Origin of the sequence: Denitratimonas tolerans (genome assembly GCF_037203605.1) — a bacterium.
Classification (GTDB): Bacteria; Pseudomonadota; Gammaproteobacteria; order Xanthomonadales; family Xanthomonadaceae; genus Denitratimonas; species Denitratimonas tolerans.
The window spans coordinates 38,348-52,995 of record NZ_JBBDHC010000007.1 but is presented as its reverse complement, the minus strand read 5'-3'; the positions used below and the strand labels follow the sequence as shown (position 1 = coordinate 52,995).

Sequence of the window (14,648 nt, the reverse complement as noted above, 5' to 3'; positions counted from 1 at the left end):
GGCTCAGCCTGCCGGCCCGGCGTCACGGCCGGTTTCGGGCGGTACGTCTGCTTCGGACGAGGTACCCGCGTCAGGCACCTCCCGGGCCGGAGCCGAGGTCGATGGTGCCGAGAGCAGGCTTTGCCGGGTGTCCTTCATCGCGCGCTTGAGGTCATCGGCCGCCAGCTCGCGCTCGATGTCGGTGCGGATCGAGTACCAGGTGGCGCGCGCCTTGCGCAGGTAGAGCCCGGCCATGCGCGCGGCGCGCGGCAGCCGCTCCGGGCCGAGCACGAGCAGTGCCACCAGTCCGATCACGGCCAGTTCGACCAGGCTGACCTCGAACATCGTCGCGTCCCGCCCGGTCAGTCGCCCTTGGTCTCGGTCGGTGCCTTGTGCGCCGGCTGCTCGGCGCCCTGGCCCGAGGCGTCATCGAGCTTCTTGTCCGCTGCCTCGTCTTCCTGCAGACCCTTGCGGAAGCTGCGGATGGCGCTGCCGAGGTCGGAGCCCACGTTGCGCAGCTTCTTGGTGCCAAACAGCAGCACCACGACCAGAAGCACGATCAGCCAGTGCCAGATACTGAAGCCGCCCATGGCGTATGCCTCACGAAAGGAAAGGAAAGCAGCATAGCGCAGCCGCCGCCGGGCCGGCAGGCTCAGCGCGCGCCGTATTCCTCCAGCCGGTCGCGGAAATCCACGACGGCTGGCGGTGCCTTCTTCACGCGGCCTTCAAAGACCGCGCGCGGCGTGGTGTCGCGCCCGTAGGCGCGGGCGTTGGCGCGATGGTCGATCGACAGCACCGCGCCGTCCAGCGCAACGCCGGCGAACAGGCCGCGCGAGCGCGAGTAGGAATAGATCTCGGCCTTGAGCTGACCGTCGGTGGACGCCTGGGCCATGCGTCCCACCGGGCCGGCGGCGACCGCCGCATCCGCGCCGAGGGTGAACTTGCCATTGACGATGGAATCCACCCCGCGCTCGGAGCGGAACACCAGCACCACGTCGGTGGCCTGCACGCCGGCCTGGAAACCTATGCTGCCGCCGGTGAGGCTGATGAAACTCGGGGTGCTCCAGCTGCCGTCGGCCTGGCGCACGGCAATCACCCCGCGGCCGTGACGTCCACCGACGACGAGTCCGGCCTTGACCACTTCGGGAACGACGGCGACTGCGTAGGCGTCACTCAGCAGCCTTTGCGGGATCGCGTTCTCGGGCATCCGCATGACTTCATCGAGCACCTTTACCGCCTGCTGCAGGCGTTCGTCCTCGGTGGGGCGCGCCTGCGCGGTTGACGCGAACACGCCCATGCCGATCAGCAACAGGATAGAGAGCAGAATGCGGGACATGATGCCTCCGTGGAATGTGTGCGGGAAACGCGGCGAGTATGCGGCCGCGGGAATGAATCCCGGCCCAAACCGCGGCGGTACGCGCGGCGGGGCGACGCCCGGAAGCGCAATCAGTGCGCGCGACGCAGGCGGCCCGCGCCAAGCAGCGCGGCGACCAGCCCCAGCAGCAGCAGCATCGGCGCACCCGGTCCGGGAACCGACTGGACCGCCGTGCCGAGGCCGCCGTTGCCGGTGCAGCCGGCGGGCGGCGCGATGGCCATGCCGCGCACGCTGACGTTCTCCAGGACGCCGCTGATCGAGCCGACGACCTCGGCGCGGCCGGTGTCCAGGTTGATGCGTGCCAGGCGGCTCGCGCGGTTCACGTCGGGCGGCTGGGAATCCAGCGTGGCCCACAGCGCACCCGTGGAATCGAAATCCGCGCCGCCGCTGCTGAGGGTATCGTCGATGCCGAGGCTGCCGATGCGCGTGGCCACGGCGGTGGATGGATCGATGCGATACAGCGCCTGCTGCTCGCGCTGACCGAATCCGTTCTGCACGCCGATGCCAAAGAGCTGGTTCCCCCGCCCGCCCAGTCCGGTCAGCGGCGCGCCGGTATTTCCGACCTGCCGCGCCGAGGCGTTGGATGGATCGATTTCCCAAAGCAGGCCGGTGGTGTCGGAGGATGCCCAGAGGCGTCCGTTGCAGGTGAAGGCCAGGCCGTAATCGAGCTGGCCGTTGGGCCCCGTGTCCTGCAGGCCGGGCAGCGCGCCGACCAGGGCCCCCCTGCCCGTCGTGGTGTCGATGCGGATCAGGAAGTCGGTCGTGGTCGATCCCGAGCCGGCGGTGCCGTCGGCCACGCCGTAGAGCGTTCCGTCCGGCGCGATGGCCAGTCCTTCCACGTCGTTGAAGCCGATGCCGGTGCCGATCGGCGTGGCCTGCCCGGTGGCCAGATCGAGGCGATACAGCGTATTCCACGCCGAAACATAGGCCAGCGGCGCAGCCAGCACGGGCAGCGGGAGCAGGCAGATCAGGGCGGCCAGAAGCCGTCGGCGCATGCTGGGACGCATCTGTGTCGTCCTTCGATTAGTATTGGGGTCGTCGTCACTGCGCCTCTATGTGAAATCGCGGGCGCTGTGCGCGAGCATAACACTTTCCCACGCCCAATCAACGCTGGCGGGCGCGTCGCGGCACCGCCGCCGGCCTCGCCGCCCCGGAATCCCATGACCGACTCCCTGTCCTCCACCGACGACGACGCCGGCCACGAGCCGCGCACCGGCGTGCTTCTGGTCAACCTTGGAACCCCGGAATCTCCCGAACCTCGCGCATTGCGCCGTTATCTTGCAGAGTTCCTCGCCGATCGTCGCGTCGTCGAGCTGCCGCGCGCACTCTGGTTCCCGATCCTGTATGGCATCATCCTGCCGTTCCGCGCGCCGCGTTCGGCCGCGCTTTACCGCAGCATCTGGACCGGACGCGGCTCGCCGCTGGCCTGGCTCAGCGAGGATCTGGCCGCCGCCGTGGCGGCGCGATGCGCCGACCGCACCGCCGTGGCCCTGGCGATGCGCTATGGCGAACCGTCGGTTTCCCGGCAGATGCGGGCGCTGCGCGAACGCGGCGTGGAACGGCTCGTGGTGCTGCCGCTCTATCCGCAATATTCGGGCACCACCACCGCCTCGGTGTTCGATGCGGTGACCGCTGAGCTGGGCGGCTGGCGACGCTGGCCGGAGCTGCACCTGATCCCGGATTATCACGACGATGCCGCGTGGATCGACGCTGTTGCTGGCTCGATACGCACACATCGCGAAGCGCAGGCGGAGCCGGGGCACCTGCTGTTTTCGTTCCACGGCATCCCGCAGCGCTGCGTGGATCGCGGCGACCCCTATGCCGACCAGTGCCGCGCCAGCGCCGGCGCCATCGCCCGGCGCCTCGGGCTGGAAGAGGCCGACTGGTCGCTTTCCTTCCAGTCGCGCCTGGGCCGCGCCCAGTGGCTGACGCCCTACACCGACCAGACCGTGCGCGCGCTGGCCGCACGCGGCGTCAGACACCTGGACGTGGTGTGTCCCGGCTTTGCGGTGGACTGCCTGGAAACGCTGGAGGAAATCGCGGTGCAGAACGCCGGATTCTTTCGTGAAGCCGGCGGCCAGAGCCTGCGCTACATCCCCGCGCTCAACGCCGAGGCGTCCCACGCCGACGCGCTGGCCGCGCTGGTGAAACGCCATCTCGACCCCGGCACCTAGTCTTCCAGCAGCGTACGCAGCGTCCCCTTGAGCGCCAGCCCGTCTTCGCGCAGGTAACGCCGCTGCGCGCGCCAGTCGGGAAAGCGGTGTTCGACTTCGCGCCAGAAGGCGGGCGAATGGTTGGGCTGGATCAGATGGCACAGCTCGTGCACCAGCACGTAGTGGAACGCCTCGGGCGGCCCCAGCACCAGGGCAAGGTCGAGCGACAGCGTGCCCGAGGTGCTCATCGAGCCCCACAGCGAGGCCAGCGGGCGAATCCGCCACAGCCGCGGCGCGCGCGGGAGGCCCGGCAGATAGTGCGGCAGCCAGCGCCCGACGTCGGCGCGCGCCTCGGAAAGGTGGAACTCGCGCAGCGCGCGGCGAACGGCGGCGGGAGACGCACTCGGCGACAGATCGATGACCAGCCCTTCACCGTCCTGCGTCACGCCCAGCCGGCGGCTCGCGCGCCACTCCACCTCCAGCAGTCGCCCGCGCAGCGGGACCTGCGCGGCCTCGCCGGGGACCAGCGCGCTGGCGGGTGCGGGCGCGCCGGGATCCTCGGCCAGTTGGTCGGCAAGCCAGGCCAGATGCCGATCGAGGAAGCGCTGCGCCTCGTGCGCGGGCACGCCCGCGGGCACGGTCAGGCGCGGGCCGCGCGCGGACAGGAGCAGGCGCAGGTGGCGCGCACGCGGATCGACCACGCGCAGCACGCCGATCTCGCGCCCGTCCGGCAGGCGCACCGCCAGGGTGTCGCGCTGCTGCGGGCGGGCGCGTCGCAAGGCGGTCAGGCCTCGGCCGAACTCAGCGACAGCTCGGCTTCCAGGCGCTCCAGCAGGAGGCGCAGCTCACCGCTCATCAACGCGAACGTCGCGTCCAGCTCGGCCTCCGGCGAGTCGCGATCGTCCTTTTCCAGCGCCTCGGTCGCGGTTTCCAGGAACCTGAGCTTGCGGATCACCAGATCCTCGCCCAGCACGAAGGAAAGCCGCTCGGCGAACACCAGGCCAAGCTGGAAGCACTGCTTGCCGACCTTGAGGTGTTCGCGCACCTCGTCGCTGTCGAGCTCCTGGCGGCGGCACTTGACGATGGCTCCCGAATCCACCGGATCGCGCAGCTCGCATTCGTCGCCCAGCTCGAAGCCGTCCGGCAAGGGCTCGCCGGCGAGCCAGCCGGTCATCAGGCCGCGCACGCTCGATTCCGCATTGACCGGCAGCGCCGGGAACGAACCCAGCGCCTCGCGGATGGCCGATACCAGCGCCTCGGCGTTCTTGCGGCTGGAGGCATCGACCACCAGCCAGTTCGATTCCAGGTCCAGATAGGCGGCCACGCGCGTGGGGCGGGCGAAGGCGCGCGGCAGCAGGTCGGTGAGGATCTCATCCTTGAGCCGCTTGCGCTCGCGCCCGCCAGGGCTGCGGCCTTCCTGCTCGCGGATGGCGTCGAGCTTCGCGGACAGCGCTTCGTTGACCACGGCGGCGGGAAGGATCTTGTCCTCGCCGCCCAATGTCAGCAGCAGGCAGTCACCGACGCGGTGCGACAGCGCCTCGTGATTGCGCCCGAAGGGCGAGACGAAGCCGCGCGAGGACAGCTCCAGCGGGCCGATCGCCTTGAGCGCGTGCCCGGGCAGGCGCTCGGGCAGGGCATCGAGCGCCGCGCGCAGGGACGAGGGAAAGCGGAACAGCGTGAGATTGCGAAAGAGCATGGGGTTCGGGATTCCGGATTGATGATTGCGACAGCGGACGCGGCGGGATGCGCGGCGTCAGCCGCTCAGGATGGACAGGCCATCGTCGGCCTGGGTGGTGGTGCTGCGGATCGGCACGGGAACGCCCTCCTCCTCATCGCGCGCCGTCGGCTCGCCCGCCAGCCAGGCGTGCGTATCGGGCAGCGCAGCCTGACTGCGCCGCCCCAGCGCGTGGAAGTCGAACAGGCTGCGGTCGGCCAGCTGCGAGGGCCGCACGTCACCCAGCGCACGCACGATCTGGTCGACCCGACCCGGCGTGGCGCGGTCCCACTCGGCAAGCAGGCGCTCGGCCTGCTTGCGCTGAAGATTCGGCTGCGAGCCGCACAGGTTGCAGGGGATGATCGGGAAACCACGCTGTTCGGCATAGCGTGCGATATCCGACTCCCTGCAATAGGCCAGCGGCCGAATCACCACGTGGCGGCCGTCGTCGCTCAAGAGCTTGGGCGGCATCGAGGCGAGCTTGGCGTGGAAGAACAGGTTCATCAGGAACGTCGCGGCGAGGTCGTCGCGGTGGTGCCCCAGCGCGATCTTGGTGAATCCCTGCTCCACCGCGTGGGTATAAAGCGCGCCGCGGCGCAGGCGCGAGCACAGCGAGCACTGGGTCTTGCCCTCGGGCACCACCCGCTGCACCACCGAATAGGTGTCCTGCTCCAGGATGGTGAAATCGACCCCGAGCGCGCGCAGGTACGCCGGCAGCACCTCTTCGGGGAAACCCGGCTGCTTCTGGTCCAGGTTCACCGCCACCAGCTCGAATTCCACCGGCGCGCGCGCCTTGAGCTGCAGCAGGATGTCGAGCAGGGTGTGGCTGTCCTTGCCGCCGGACAGGCACACCATCACCTTGTCGCCTTCCTCGATCATGCCGAAGTCGGCGATGGCCTGCCCGACCTGCCGGCGCAGGCGCTTGGCGAGCTTGTGGTTCTCGAATTCCTGTTTGCGGGCGGAGGCGGTCATGGTCATTCCGGCGGGATCATCGCGCCGCCCTGATGGCGTTGCGCGGGTTGGACCGGTCATTGTAGCCGGGCTTTCCCGCAGCGCAGCCGGGCCGTAAGCTAGGCGAACGCACGCGCCTGACCCCGCCCATCGCCATGTCCGAAACCGCCGACATCGTCCAGCAGATCGCCGCCCTGCGCTGCGAGCACCGCGCGCTGGACGAGGCCATCGCGCGCTGCGCCGGGGAACCTTCGATCGATCAGCTCGACCTGACCCGGATGAAGCGCCGCAAGCTGCGCATCAAGGACATGATCGCCTACCTGGAAAGCCGGCTCATCCCCGACCTGGGGGCGTGAGGGTGCGAACTAGCCGCAATAGCGCAGGGTCAGCTTCAACGCGCTAGCCAACCTCGGCTTCGCTTGAACAACTCTTCTTGATGTATGCCTGCTCCAGTGCCTCATGCTCGCCTTTTAGTCGCGACAACTCTTGTGCCTCTACCCCGTCGCCCTTCAGGAAGAACAGAGTAGGCCAGAACAGGATGAGGCCAACGCCCATCTTGGTCTTGTCGCCAGACGCGCGCTTGTCCACTATGCCCGTCACTTCACCGATTCGGCTTTGGATTCGCTGGTTTTCTTCCCTCAGCTGCTGGCAGTTATAGCCGTCATACGTCATCGGCGACACATACGCCGCCTTGATTTCCTTGGAGCTACTTGCGCAACCGGCCAGCATGACGATGCAAGACATCAGGGCGAGCGTTGTTTTCATTTTTTTCACCGAAATGGTAGGCGAATGTCTGGATGACGCGCCGCAATATGCATGAAAGTAGCCTGCACCTTCAAGGAAACAGGACTGACACACGTTTGCTGTGCGCCAGCACCAAACCCCACTTCCCGCCCCGCCCCGTTGCATGCCCTTGCCCCCGAAGCCAAGGAGCCTTGCCATGCACGATGTCACTGTGGAATCCACCGCGTTTTCCCCGCTGCGCGTTGGCGCGGGCAGCCTCGTCGCGGCGGCGCATCTGGCCGCGCTTCTGGCGCTGAGCCTGGCGACGCCGGGCGGCTTCGAGCTGCCGCTGAAGAAGACGATGGCCGATGCGATCGATGTGGTGATCGTGCCGCAGGTCCGACCGCCGCTGCCGCCTCCGCCCATGCCCAGCGCTCCGGAACGGCCGCAGGCCGCGCCGGTGCCGACACCGCCCGCTGCGGTCGCGATTCCGAGCGAAGATCCGGTGTTCGTCGAACAGGTGATCGAGGCGTCACCCGTCCAGACGGCGTTCGCCAGCGATCCGGTGGAGGCTTCCGGACCCGCTGCGGGAGCCGCGGGATTCGCCGCCCTCACCGTCCTGCGCGGGCCGCAGCCACCGTATCCGGCACGCGCCAAGCGCATGGGGTGGCAGGGTGAAGTGGTGCTGCGCATCTCCATCGATGCCGATGGCTGGCCGCGCGAAGCGACCGTCCTGCGCAGCAGCGGCCACCGCGAACTCGATGTCGTGGCGCAGCGCCACGTGCTGCGCACCTGGCGCTTCTCGCCACCGGGCGTGCGCGCGAGCGGCGAGCTGCCGATCCGGTTCACCCTTCTGTAGCCGCGCGCAGCGGCGGAAACGAAGCGGGCCGCGCACCGGCGCGGCCCGCAGGCGACCACCGTTGCGGAAACCTCAGCGGTAGTAGCCCGGACGATGCCGGGAATACCCCGGGCGCGGCGGCGGGGGCGGTGGATAGTCGTAATACGCAGGCCCCCGATAGCCCTGCGCCGGATAAGCATGGAGATGCGGCGGCGGGTAGTGGCCGAATCCGGGGCGCGGCGGGTAGTAGGCATAGCCCGGCACCGGGGTGTAGTAGTAGCGCGGGCCGTGTTTGCCGCGGACCTTGTGCAGCGGATAGTGATGCTGGCGGTGGTAGGGCCGTCCGGCGCTGAAGGTCACATCGCCGATCGATACCCAGATGCGCGCATCGCTGCCGTGGGCCTGCGCCGGTGCGCCGAAGCTCAGCCCCAACGCAAGCGCGGCACCGGCCAGAAGGGAAAGGGTTCGCATCGCAAGTCCTCCATGGTCGCGCCGATGATGGGCGCATCTAGAGCATCGGCGAGTGCAGGTGAATCAGGCCGCAACCGGACGGCCCGAGCGTCAACCCGCGCTGAACCGCGCCGAGGAAGCGAGGGCTTCGAGCCGCGCGATCGCGAGCGGAATTTGCGCCGGGCCGTCGATGCGCTGCACGCGCGGATCGTCGTCGGCCACGTCGTGCACCATTTCCAGTGCCCAGGTCACCGGATAGGGCATGTGTACGCCCCAGCCGCCCAGGGCCAGCACCGGCGCGATGTCCGAACGCAGCGAGTTGCCGACCATGGCGAACTCGTGCGGCGCGCCGCCGCACTCGGCAATCACCCGGGCGTAGGCCGCCGGATCCTTTTCCGAAACGATCTCGATGCGGGTGAACAGGTCGGTCAGGCCCGAGGCCGCGATCTTGGCCTCCTGGTGGAACAGGTCGCCCTTGGTGATGAGGACGATGTCATGCACGGCCGCCACGGATTCCACCGCGCTGCGGATATCGGGCAGGAGCTCCACCGGATGCCTGAGCACCTCTTTGCCCAGGTCCAGGATGCGCGCCAGATCCGCGGCACCGATGCGCGCATCGGTCATCGCCACGGCCGTCTCGAGCATCGACAGCGTCATGCCCTTGGCCCCGTAGCCGAACAGCAGGATGTTGGCCTTTTCGGTGGCCAGCAGGCGATCGTGCAGGGCGCTGTCGGCCAGATCGAGGTAGGGCGAGAGGATGCGCTCGAACTCGGCGTGCGCGGCGCGAAAGTGGATTTCGCTGTGCCAGAGGGTGTCGTCGGCGTCGAAGCCCACGAGGGTGATGGGGCGCGCAGGCGAGCGCTGCCCGGGCTTGGACGGCACCGATGCGGGCACCGGAATCGTGGGGATCATCGGAAACGGGGCCTGGGACGCTGAGGGACGGTCCGGGCCTGGAGGTGACGCAGGGCGTCAGTTGCCCTCGTGCGGCAGGATCAGTCCGCGTCTGCCGCGCGGTTCGGGGCCGGATCGGCGCACAGTGTACCCTGCGCGACGTGGCCAAGGGCCTGGGCAATGGCGGTCGCCCAGTCCAGCAGGGGAAGGGCGAGCTTTTCGATGAGTACGGGGAAGATCATTGCGGTCACCTGGATCGAGCCAGCGGGGGCACGAACACATGAAGCATGAATCGGGCCAACCCGCCGCACTCGGGCCTGGATCCGGTGATTCCGCACCCGGGAAGGCGCTCTCGGCGCGCCGCGCGCTGGCCTGGGCGGCCGGGTTCTCGCTGCTGCTCGCCTGGCTTCCCGCCGCCGTTCCCGTGCTGGCCTGGCTGGCATGGCCACAGGTGTTGATCTCGGCCCTGGCGCACGAGCTCGGCCATGGCGTCGCCGCGCTGATCTCGGGCGGGCGGTTCGACGCACTCGGGCTCTATGCCGATGGCTCGGGCGTCGCGCTCACGCGCAGTTCGGGCGGCGCGCTGCAGCGCGCGATCATTGCCGCAGGCGGGCCGCTCGGTCCACCTATCGCCGCGCTGGGCCTGTTCGTCTGCGCGCGCCGGGCGCACGCATCGCGCGTCGCGCTGGGGCTGATCGCGATGTTCCTGCTGGCAGCACTGGTGCTGTGGGTGCGAAACCCGTTCGGCGCGTTCTGGGTGGGGTCGTGCGCCCTGCTGGCCGGGGCGATGGCGTGGCGCGCCCCGGCGGCGTGGGCGCAGGCGCTGGTCTGCCTGGTGGCGGTGCAGCTGTGCCTGTCCACCTTGTCGCGATTGGATACGCTGTTTTCACGCATCGCGCATACCGGTGCCGGCGAGCTGGCGTCCGACACGGGCCAGCTGTCGGCGCTGCTGGGCGGGCCGCACTGGTTCTGGGGAGTGCTGATCGCCTTGCTGTCGGCAGGGGTGATGCTGGCGGGGCTGTGGGCTTTCTTCCGCGCCTTGCGCGCCGTGCGCTGACGCCGGCTTCCGCGCGCGGCGGAAACCGGCGTCGGGCGCTTACTTCTTCCCTGCAGCGGCCTTCTTCGCCGGAGCCTTTTTGACCGGTGCCTTCTTCGCAGCCGCCTTGACCGGCGCGGCCTTCTTCGCCATCGCCTTCCCGGGCGCGGCCTTCTTTACGGCGGGCTGCTTCGCAGCGACCTTCTTCACAGCGACCTTCTTCGCCGGGGCCTTCTTGGTCACGACCTTCTTTGCCGGGACCTTCTTTGCGGCGACCTTGGCCGGAGCCGCCTTCTTGGACGCGGCTTTCTTGGCCGGTGCCTTGGTCACGGCTTTCTTCACCGCGGCAAGCTTCTTGTCAGTCGTCTTCTTCGCCGATGCGGCCTTTTTCGTCACCGTTTTCTTCGCCGCAGCGGCGTTCCTGATCACAGCCTTTTTGGCGCTTGCCGCTTTTCTCTCCACGTCCTTCTTGACCGCAGCCACCTTCTTGTCGGTCGCCTTCTTGACCGCGGCCACCTTTTTCTTTGCCGCCGCCCCGGCCTGCTTGATCGAATTGCCCGCCGAGGTGGCCGTCTTCTCGATCGCAGTGCGCGCGCTGGCGGCCTTCTCTTTCACGGCCTCCACTGCACTGGTCGTGGCGGCCCTGGCGTCCGCTGCGAGCTCTTGCACCTTTTCAGAGACCGCTTCTGCGGCACTGGAGATTGCTTCCGTCACACCGTTGCCACTGCTCATCACATGCCCTCCTCGTGTGGGCGTTGGGTTCCGCAGCGGAATCTGCGCCGGATTTTGGCTTTGTGCAAGCCTTCGATGCGATCATGCGTTGCACGTCGCGTGATATCGCTCGTCCCGCACGGGAACATCCGGGCCCACCGCCGGTCGAACCCGGGCATTTTCCTTCGTGGAGTCTCCATGTCACCCCGCGCAATCCGGTGCCTTGTTGTCACAACCGCGCTGCTCGCGCTCGCCCTCGGCAGTGCGCGCGCGGCGCTTCCCGTCGAGGTGTCGGGCACCCCGCTGCCCTCGCTTGCGCCCATGCTGGAAGGCGTCACTCCGGCCGTGGTCAACATCCACAGCAAGACCGTGGTGCGGGTGCGCAGCCCCTATGCCGACGATCCGTTCTTCCGCCACCTGTTCGGCCTGCCGAACGGACCGCAGGAGCGCGTCAAGCAGTCGCTGGGGTCGGGCGTCATCGTCGATGCCGCGCGCGGGCTGATCCTCACCAACAACCACGTCATCGCCGGTGCCGACGACGTGCAGGTGTCGCTGGCCGACGGACGCACCCTGACCGCCGAGATCGTGGGTTCGGACGAAGACACCGACGTGGGCGTGATCCGGGTCGAGGCGAAGGATCTGGTGGCCGTGCCGGTGGCGCGCTCGGAGCCGCTGCGCGTGGGCGACTTCGTGGTGGCGGTGGGCAATCCCTTCGGCCTGGGCCAGACGGTGACCTCGGGCATCGTCTCGGCCCTGGGCCGCCACGGGCTTCCCGGGCTGGGCTACCAGAACTTCATCCAGACCGATGCCAGCATCAACCCCGGCAACTCCGGCGGCGCGCTGGTCAACCTGCGCGGCGAGCTGATCGGCATCAACACCGCCATCTTCAACCCCGGCGGAAGCGCCGCGGGCAACATCGGCATCGGCTTTGCGATCCCCTCGGACCTGGCGCTCGACGTGATGCGCCAGCTGCTGGAAACGGGCGAGGTGCTGCGCGGCACGCTCGGCGTCGAAACCCAGGATCTCACCCCGGAAATCCGCCGCGCGCTCGACCTTGCGCAGACCCAGGGCGTGATCGTGACCCAGGTGCAGCCCGGTTCGGCCGCCGCGCAGGCCGGCGTGCGCGTGGGCGATGCGATCACCGGCGTGAACGGCAAGCCGGTGCAGCGGCAGGAAGAGCTGTCCAACCTGGAGGGCCTGCTGCCGGTCGGCGAGCCGGTCACGCTCACCGTGCAGCGCGACGGCAAGCCGCTCCAGCTCAGGACGCGGCTGGCCGCGCGGCGGACCGAGCTCGACGGCGCGCGCGCGGATCCGCGCCTGGCCGGCGCGCGCCTGGGCGCGGTGCCGGAACGGCTGCGCCGCCAGGGCGTGGCGGGCGTGCTGGTGAACGCGGTGGAGGCCGGGAGCCGGGCGGAGCGCAACGGCCTACGCGGCGGCGACCTCATCACCGCGGTGAACCGACGCGACGTGGCCGATCTGGACGGGTTCGAGCGCGGCCTCGGCGCGCGCGGCAGCCAGCTCCTCCTGACCCTGGTGCGGGGCAACCGCGCGTACCTGGCGGTCATGGAGTAGTCGCCTCGGGCCTGCGCACCGCAGGTACTATCATTCCGCTTCGCCCCGCGAACCCGCCTCGTGACCATCCGCGCCATCACCCTCGACCTCGACGACACGCTCTGGCCGATCTGGCCGACGATCGCCCGGGCCGAGCGCGCGCTGCACGACTGGCTCGTGGAGCGCGCGCCGCGCACCGCGGAGCGTTTCCCGGTGGCGGCAATGCGCGCGCTGCGCGAAACGCTGGTGGTCGAACGGCCCGCGATCAGCCACGACTTCATCGCCCAGCGCCGGCTCACCCTGGAATCGGCCCTCCAGTCCAGCGGCGACGACGTGGCGCTCGCCGAACCCGCCCTGGAGCTGTTCACCGAGCAGCGCAATACGGTGGATCTGTATCCCGGCGTGCTGGCCGCGCTGGAGCGGCTGGCGGCGCGCGTCCCGATCGCCGCGCTGACCAACGGCACCGCGGACCTCGCGCGCATCGGCATCCGGCAGCACTTCGTGTTCCAGATCGGCGCGCGCGACCACGGCGTGGCCAAGCCCGACGTCAGCATCTTCCTGAGCGCCTGCGAGCGCCTGGGCCTCGCGCCCGGCCAGGTGCTGCACGTGGGCGACGATCCCGAGCTGGACGTGCTCGGCGCGCACCGCGCCGGATTGCGCAGCGCCTGGATCAACCGCGAGGCGCTGGCCTGGCCGTCCCACCCCGTCGATCCCGACTTCATCGCCCGCGACCTCGACGAACTGGCGCTGCGGCTGGAGCACGAGCTCGCCCCCTGACCGAGAAACCGCATGAAGCTTCCCGCCTGCATCGAACTGGCCGATCCCTCGGCCGCGACCCCGGTCATCGCCGTGCGCAAGGCCACGCTGGACGAAACCCTCGCCGCGCTCGATCCGGACGCGCGCGCCTGGGCCAAAGCCAACGGCTTTGCCGCCAAACCCGATACCTGGCTACTGCTGCCGGGCGACGCGGGCCGCATCGCGCTGGTACTCGTCGGCATCGAGGACGCGCGCGACCCGCGCGCGCTTTCGGCGCTGCCCCACGCGCTGCCCGAAGGGCGCTATCGCCTCCATCCCACGCTGGGCGAACCCATCGCGCCGGCCGATGCGCTGCTCGGGTGGGGCCTCGGTGCCTACCGCTATTCGCGCTACCTGAAGCCGCCGCGCGCACCGGCCGTTCTGGTGCTCGCACACGCCGCGCCGCTGGCCGAAGCGGCGGCGCTGCTGGAAGCCAGCGCCCGCGTGCGCGACCTGGTGAACACGCCCACCCAGGACATGGGCCCCCTGGAGCTGGAGGGCGAGGTGCGCGCACTGGGCGAACGCCACAGCGCCGCGCTGCGCGTGGTCGCAGGTGACGACCTCCTGCGGGAAAACTTTCCCGCCATCCACGCCGTGGGCCGCGCCAGCCACCGCGCCCCGCGCCTGATCGAGCTGACCTGGGGCGACCGCGAGCATCCGGCGCTTGCCATCGTCGGCAAGGGCGTGTGCTTCGACACCGGCGGCCTCGATCTCAAGCCTTCCGACGGCATGCGCAACATGAAGAAGGACATGGGCGGCGGCGCGCACGCCATCGCGCTGGCCGGCCTGATCATGGATCGCCAGCTTCCGGTGCGGCTCACACTGCTGGTGCCGGCGGTGGAAAACGCGGTAGGCCCGGAGGCCTACCGCCCCGGCGAAGTGGTCGCCACGCGCAAGGGCATCAGCGTCGAGATCGACAATACCGATGCGGAAGGCCGCATGATCCTGTGCGATGCGCTGGCCCTCGCCGCGGAATCCGCGCCCGACCTCATCCTCGATTTCGCCACCCTTACCGGCGCTGCCCGCATCGCGCTCGGCCCGGATCTCCCGGTGCTGTTTTCCAACGATGACGGCGTCGCCGCGCAGTGGATCGAGGCGGGTGATGCGCAGCACGATCCGGTCTGGCGGATGCCGCTGTGGCGGCCCTACCTGCGCTACCTCAAGAGCCACGTCGCCGACATCGCCAACGCCGGCTCGCGCATGGCCGGCGCGGTGACCGCGGCGCTGTACCTGGAAAAGTTCATCCCCGACGGCCAGCGCTGGGCGCACCTCGATGTCTACGCCTGGAACGACACCGACCGCCCCGGCCGCCCGCGCGGCGGCGAGGCCATGGCGCTGCGCTCGGCCTGGGCGATGCTCAAGGCGCGCTATGGATGAAGCGCCAGACGGCTCGCGCACTGGGCGGAACCGTCAGCCCGCCTTGAGGCAAGGATCGCGCCGGCCGACAGGGCGGCGTGAGGACCGATGAAGCCACCCTCTTG

At 69.5% G+C, this 14,648-nt stretch carries 19 protein-coding genes; 7 read left to right on the top strand and 12 right to left on the bottom strand.

What is annotated here, in order from left to right; genetic code table 11:
* Positions 1 to 3 precede the first annotated feature (3 nt).
* The 4 genes from tatB to WB794_RS06370 all read right to left on the bottom strand — a co-directional run bounded on the left by tatB (position 4) and on the right by WB794_RS06370 (position 2,361).
* Positions 4 to 324, bottom strand: a complete 321-nt coding sequence (gene tatB, locus WB794_RS06385) for a Sec-independent protein translocase protein TatB (protein ID WP_337335016.1) — start codon at positions 322 to 324, stop codon at positions 4 to 6.
* A 17-nt stretch (positions 325 to 341) separates the two neighbouring features.
* Positions 342 to 569 carry a Sec-independent protein translocase subunit TatA gene (gene tatA / locus WB794_RS06380; protein ID WP_337335015.1) on the bottom strand — a complete coding sequence of 76 codons (228 nt, stop codon included), beginning with the start codon at positions 567 to 569 and terminating at the stop codon, positions 342 to 344.
* 62 nt (positions 570 to 631) lie between these two features.
* A complete protein-coding gene (locus tag WB794_RS06375) occupies positions 632 to 1,315 on the bottom strand; it encodes a lipid-binding SYLF domain-containing protein (RefSeq protein WP_337335014.1) in 684 nt (227 codons plus the stop codon).
* A gap of 110 nt (positions 1,316 to 1,425) precedes the next feature.
* Positions 1,426 to 2,361, bottom strand: coding sequence for an NHL repeat-containing protein (locus WB794_RS06370; RefSeq protein ID WP_337335013.1), 936 nt, complete (start codon positions 2,359 to 2,361; stop codon positions 1,426 to 1,428).
* 153 nt (positions 2,362 to 2,514) lie between these two features.
* On the opposite strand from WB794_RS06370, the gene hemH reads away from it, so the two are divergent.
* Positions 2,515 to 3,528, top strand: a complete 1,014-nt coding sequence (gene hemH, locus WB794_RS06365) for a ferrochelatase (RefSeq protein ID WP_337335012.1) — start codon at positions 2,515 to 2,517, stop codon at positions 3,526 to 3,528.
* Here hemH and WB794_RS06360 read toward each other — a convergent pair.
* Genes WB794_RS06360 through ttcA form a run of 3 tightly spaced genes read right to left on the bottom strand, consistent with a single transcriptional unit; the run spans position 3,525 to position 6,193 of the window.
* Positions 3,525 to 4,286: a M48 family metallopeptidase gene (locus WB794_RS06360; protein WP_337335011.1), complete on the bottom strand. Its 762-nt coding sequence runs from the start codon at positions 4,284 to 4,286 to the stop codon at positions 3,525 to 3,527. The two genes, hemH and WB794_RS06360, sit on opposite strands and share 4 nt — an antisense overlap.
* Positions 4,287 to 4,291: 5 nt before the next feature.
* Entirely contained in the window at positions 4,292 to 5,203 is a 912-nt protein-coding gene (locus tag WB794_RS06355; protein WP_337335010.1) for a recombination-associated protein RdgC, read from the bottom strand.
* Positions 5,204 to 5,260: 57 nt separating this feature from the next.
* The gene (gene ttcA / locus WB794_RS06350; RefSeq protein WP_415926654.1) at positions 5,261 to 6,193 is read right to left on the bottom strand and encodes a tRNA 2-thiocytidine(32) synthetase TtcA; all 933 of its coding nucleotides are present in this window, start codon (positions 6,191 to 6,193) and stop codon (positions 5,261 to 5,263) included.
* A 134-nt stretch (positions 6,194 to 6,327) separates the two neighbouring features.
* Between ttcA and WB794_RS06345 the strand changes: the two genes are divergently transcribed.
* Positions 6,328 to 6,528 (top strand): YdcH family protein, encoded by a 201-nt coding sequence (locus WB794_RS06345; RefSeq protein ID WP_337335008.1) that lies wholly within the window; start codon positions 6,328 to 6,330, stop codon positions 6,526 to 6,528.
* Positions 6,529 to 6,571: 43 nt separating this feature from the next.
* Here the strand turns inward: WB794_RS06345 and WB794_RS06340 are convergent, their stop codons facing one another.
* A complete protein-coding gene (locus WB794_RS06340; RefSeq protein ID WP_337335007.1) occupies positions 6,572 to 6,937 on the bottom strand; it encodes a hypothetical protein in 366 nt (121 codons plus the stop codon).
* Between the two features lie 175 nt (positions 6,938 to 7,112).
* Between WB794_RS06340 and WB794_RS06335 the strand changes: the two genes are divergently transcribed.
* Entirely contained in the window at positions 7,113 to 7,754 is a 642-nt protein-coding gene (locus WB794_RS06335) for an energy transducer TonB (protein WP_337335006.1), read from the top strand.
* A 72-nt stretch (positions 7,755 to 7,826) separates the two neighbouring features.
* On the opposite strand, the gene WB794_RS06330 is transcribed toward WB794_RS06335, so the two are convergent.
* From WB794_RS06330 to WB794_RS06320, 3 genes are all read right to left on the bottom strand, one after another.
* Positions 7,827 to 8,204 carry a hypothetical protein gene (locus tag WB794_RS06330; protein WP_337335005.1) on the bottom strand — a complete coding sequence of 126 codons (378 nt, stop codon included), beginning with the start codon at positions 8,202 to 8,204 and terminating at the stop codon, positions 7,827 to 7,829.
* Between the two features lie 90 nt (positions 8,205 to 8,294).
* Complete coding sequence (locus tag WB794_RS06325) at positions 8,295 to 9,095, bottom strand: HAD family hydrolase (protein WP_337335004.1); 801 nt, start codon at positions 9,093 to 9,095, stop codon at positions 8,295 to 8,297.
* Between the two features lie 80 nt (positions 9,096 to 9,175).
* A complete protein-coding gene (locus WB794_RS06320; RefSeq protein ID WP_337335003.1) occupies positions 9,176 to 9,316 on the bottom strand; it encodes a hypothetical protein in 141 nt (46 codons plus the stop codon).
* Between the two features lie 38 nt (positions 9,317 to 9,354).
* Between WB794_RS06320 and WB794_RS06315 the strand changes: the two genes are divergently transcribed.
* The gene (locus tag WB794_RS06315; RefSeq protein WP_337335002.1) at positions 9,355 to 10,131 is read left to right on the top strand and encodes a M50 family metallopeptidase; all 777 of its coding nucleotides are present in this window, start codon (positions 9,355 to 9,357) and stop codon (positions 10,129 to 10,131) included.
* A 39-nt stretch (positions 10,132 to 10,170) separates the two neighbouring features.
* On the opposite strand, the gene WB794_RS06310 is transcribed toward WB794_RS06315, so the two are convergent.
* Positions 10,171 to 10,842, bottom strand: a complete 672-nt coding sequence (locus WB794_RS06310; protein WP_337335001.1) for a hypothetical protein — start codon at positions 10,840 to 10,842, stop codon at positions 10,171 to 10,173.
* A gap of 177 nt (positions 10,843 to 11,019) precedes the next feature.
* Here WB794_RS06310 and WB794_RS06305 point away from each other — a divergent pair, with 177 nt between their 5' ends.
* The 3 genes from WB794_RS06305 to WB794_RS06295 are packed head-to-tail and all read left to right on the top strand — an operon-like array spanning position 11,020 to position 14,544.
* Positions 11,020 to 12,393 carry a Do family serine endopeptidase gene (locus tag WB794_RS06305; RefSeq protein ID WP_337335000.1) on the top strand — a complete coding sequence of 458 codons (1,374 nt, stop codon included), beginning with the start codon at positions 11,020 to 11,022 and terminating at the stop codon, positions 12,391 to 12,393.
* Positions 12,394 to 12,453: 60 nt separating this feature from the next.
* Positions 12,454 to 13,149: an HAD family hydrolase gene (locus WB794_RS06300; RefSeq protein ID WP_337334999.1), complete on the top strand. Its 696-nt coding sequence runs from the start codon at positions 12,454 to 12,456 to the stop codon at positions 13,147 to 13,149.
* Positions 13,150 to 13,161: 12 nt separating this feature from the next.
* Complete coding sequence (locus WB794_RS06295; protein WP_337334998.1) at positions 13,162 to 14,544, top strand: leucyl aminopeptidase family protein; 1,383 nt, start codon at positions 13,162 to 13,164, stop codon at positions 14,542 to 14,544.
* Positions 14,545 to 14,648: the final 104 nt, after the last annotated feature.

Bases quoted from the DNA above. Each gene is read 5' to 3' on its own strand.
- tatB (WP_337335016.1), bottom strand. From the start codon at position 324: ATGTTCGAGGTCAGCCTGGTCGAACTGGCCGTGATCGGACTGGTGGCA.
- tatA (WP_337335015.1), bottom strand. From the start codon at position 569: ATGGGCGGCTTCAGTATCTGGCACTGGCTGATCGTGCTTCTGGTCGTG.
- WB794_RS06375 (WP_337335014.1), bottom strand. From the start codon at position 1,315: ATGTCCCGCATTCTGCTCTCTATCCTGTTGCTGATCGGCATGGGCGTG.
- WB794_RS06370 (WP_337335013.1), bottom strand. From the start codon at position 2,361: ATGCGTCCCAGCATGCGCCGACGGCTTCTGGCCGCCCTGATCTGCCTG.
- hemH (WP_337335012.1), top strand. From the start codon at position 2,515: ATGACCGACTCCCTGTCCTCCACCGACGACGACGCCGGCCACGAGCCG.
- WB794_RS06355 (WP_337335010.1), bottom strand. From the start codon at position 5,203: ATGCTCTTTCGCAATCTCACGCTGTTCCGCTTTCCCTCGTCCCTGCGC.
- ttcA (WP_415926654.1), bottom strand. From the start codon at position 6,193: ATGACCGCCTCCGCCCGCAAACAGGAATTCGAGAACCACAAGCTCGCC.
- WB794_RS06345 (WP_337335008.1), top strand. From the start codon at position 6,328: ATGTCCGAAACCGCCGACATCGTCCAGCAGATCGCCGCCCTGCGCTGC.
- WB794_RS06340 (WP_337335007.1), bottom strand. From the start codon at position 6,937: ATGAAAACAACGCTCGCCCTGATGTCTTGCATCGTCATGCTGGCCGGT.
- WB794_RS06335 (WP_337335006.1), top strand. From the start codon at position 7,113: ATGCACGATGTCACTGTGGAATCCACCGCGTTTTCCCCGCTGCGCGTT.
- WB794_RS06330 (WP_337335005.1), bottom strand. From the start codon at position 8,204: ATGCGAACCCTTTCCCTTCTGGCCGGTGCCGCGCTTGCGTTGGGGCTG.
- WB794_RS06325 (WP_337335004.1), bottom strand. From the start codon at position 9,095: ATGATCCCCACGATTCCGGTGCCCGCATCGGTGCCGTCCAAGCCCGGG.
- WB794_RS06320 (WP_337335003.1), bottom strand. From the start codon at position 9,316: ATGATCTTCCCCGTACTCATCGAAAAGCTCGCCCTTCCCCTGCTGGAC.
- WB794_RS06315 (WP_337335002.1), top strand. From the start codon at position 9,355: ATGAAGCATGAATCGGGCCAACCCGCCGCACTCGGGCCTGGATCCGGT.
- WB794_RS06310 (WP_337335001.1), bottom strand. From the start codon at position 10,842: ATGAGCAGTGGCAACGGTGTGACGGAAGCAATCTCCAGTGCCGCAGAA.
- WB794_RS06305 (WP_337335000.1), top strand. From the start codon at position 11,020: ATGTCACCCCGCGCAATCCGGTGCCTTGTTGTCACAACCGCGCTGCTC.
- WB794_RS06295 (WP_337334998.1), top strand. From the start codon at position 13,162: ATGAAGCTTCCCGCCTGCATCGAACTGGCCGATCCCTCGGCCGCGACC.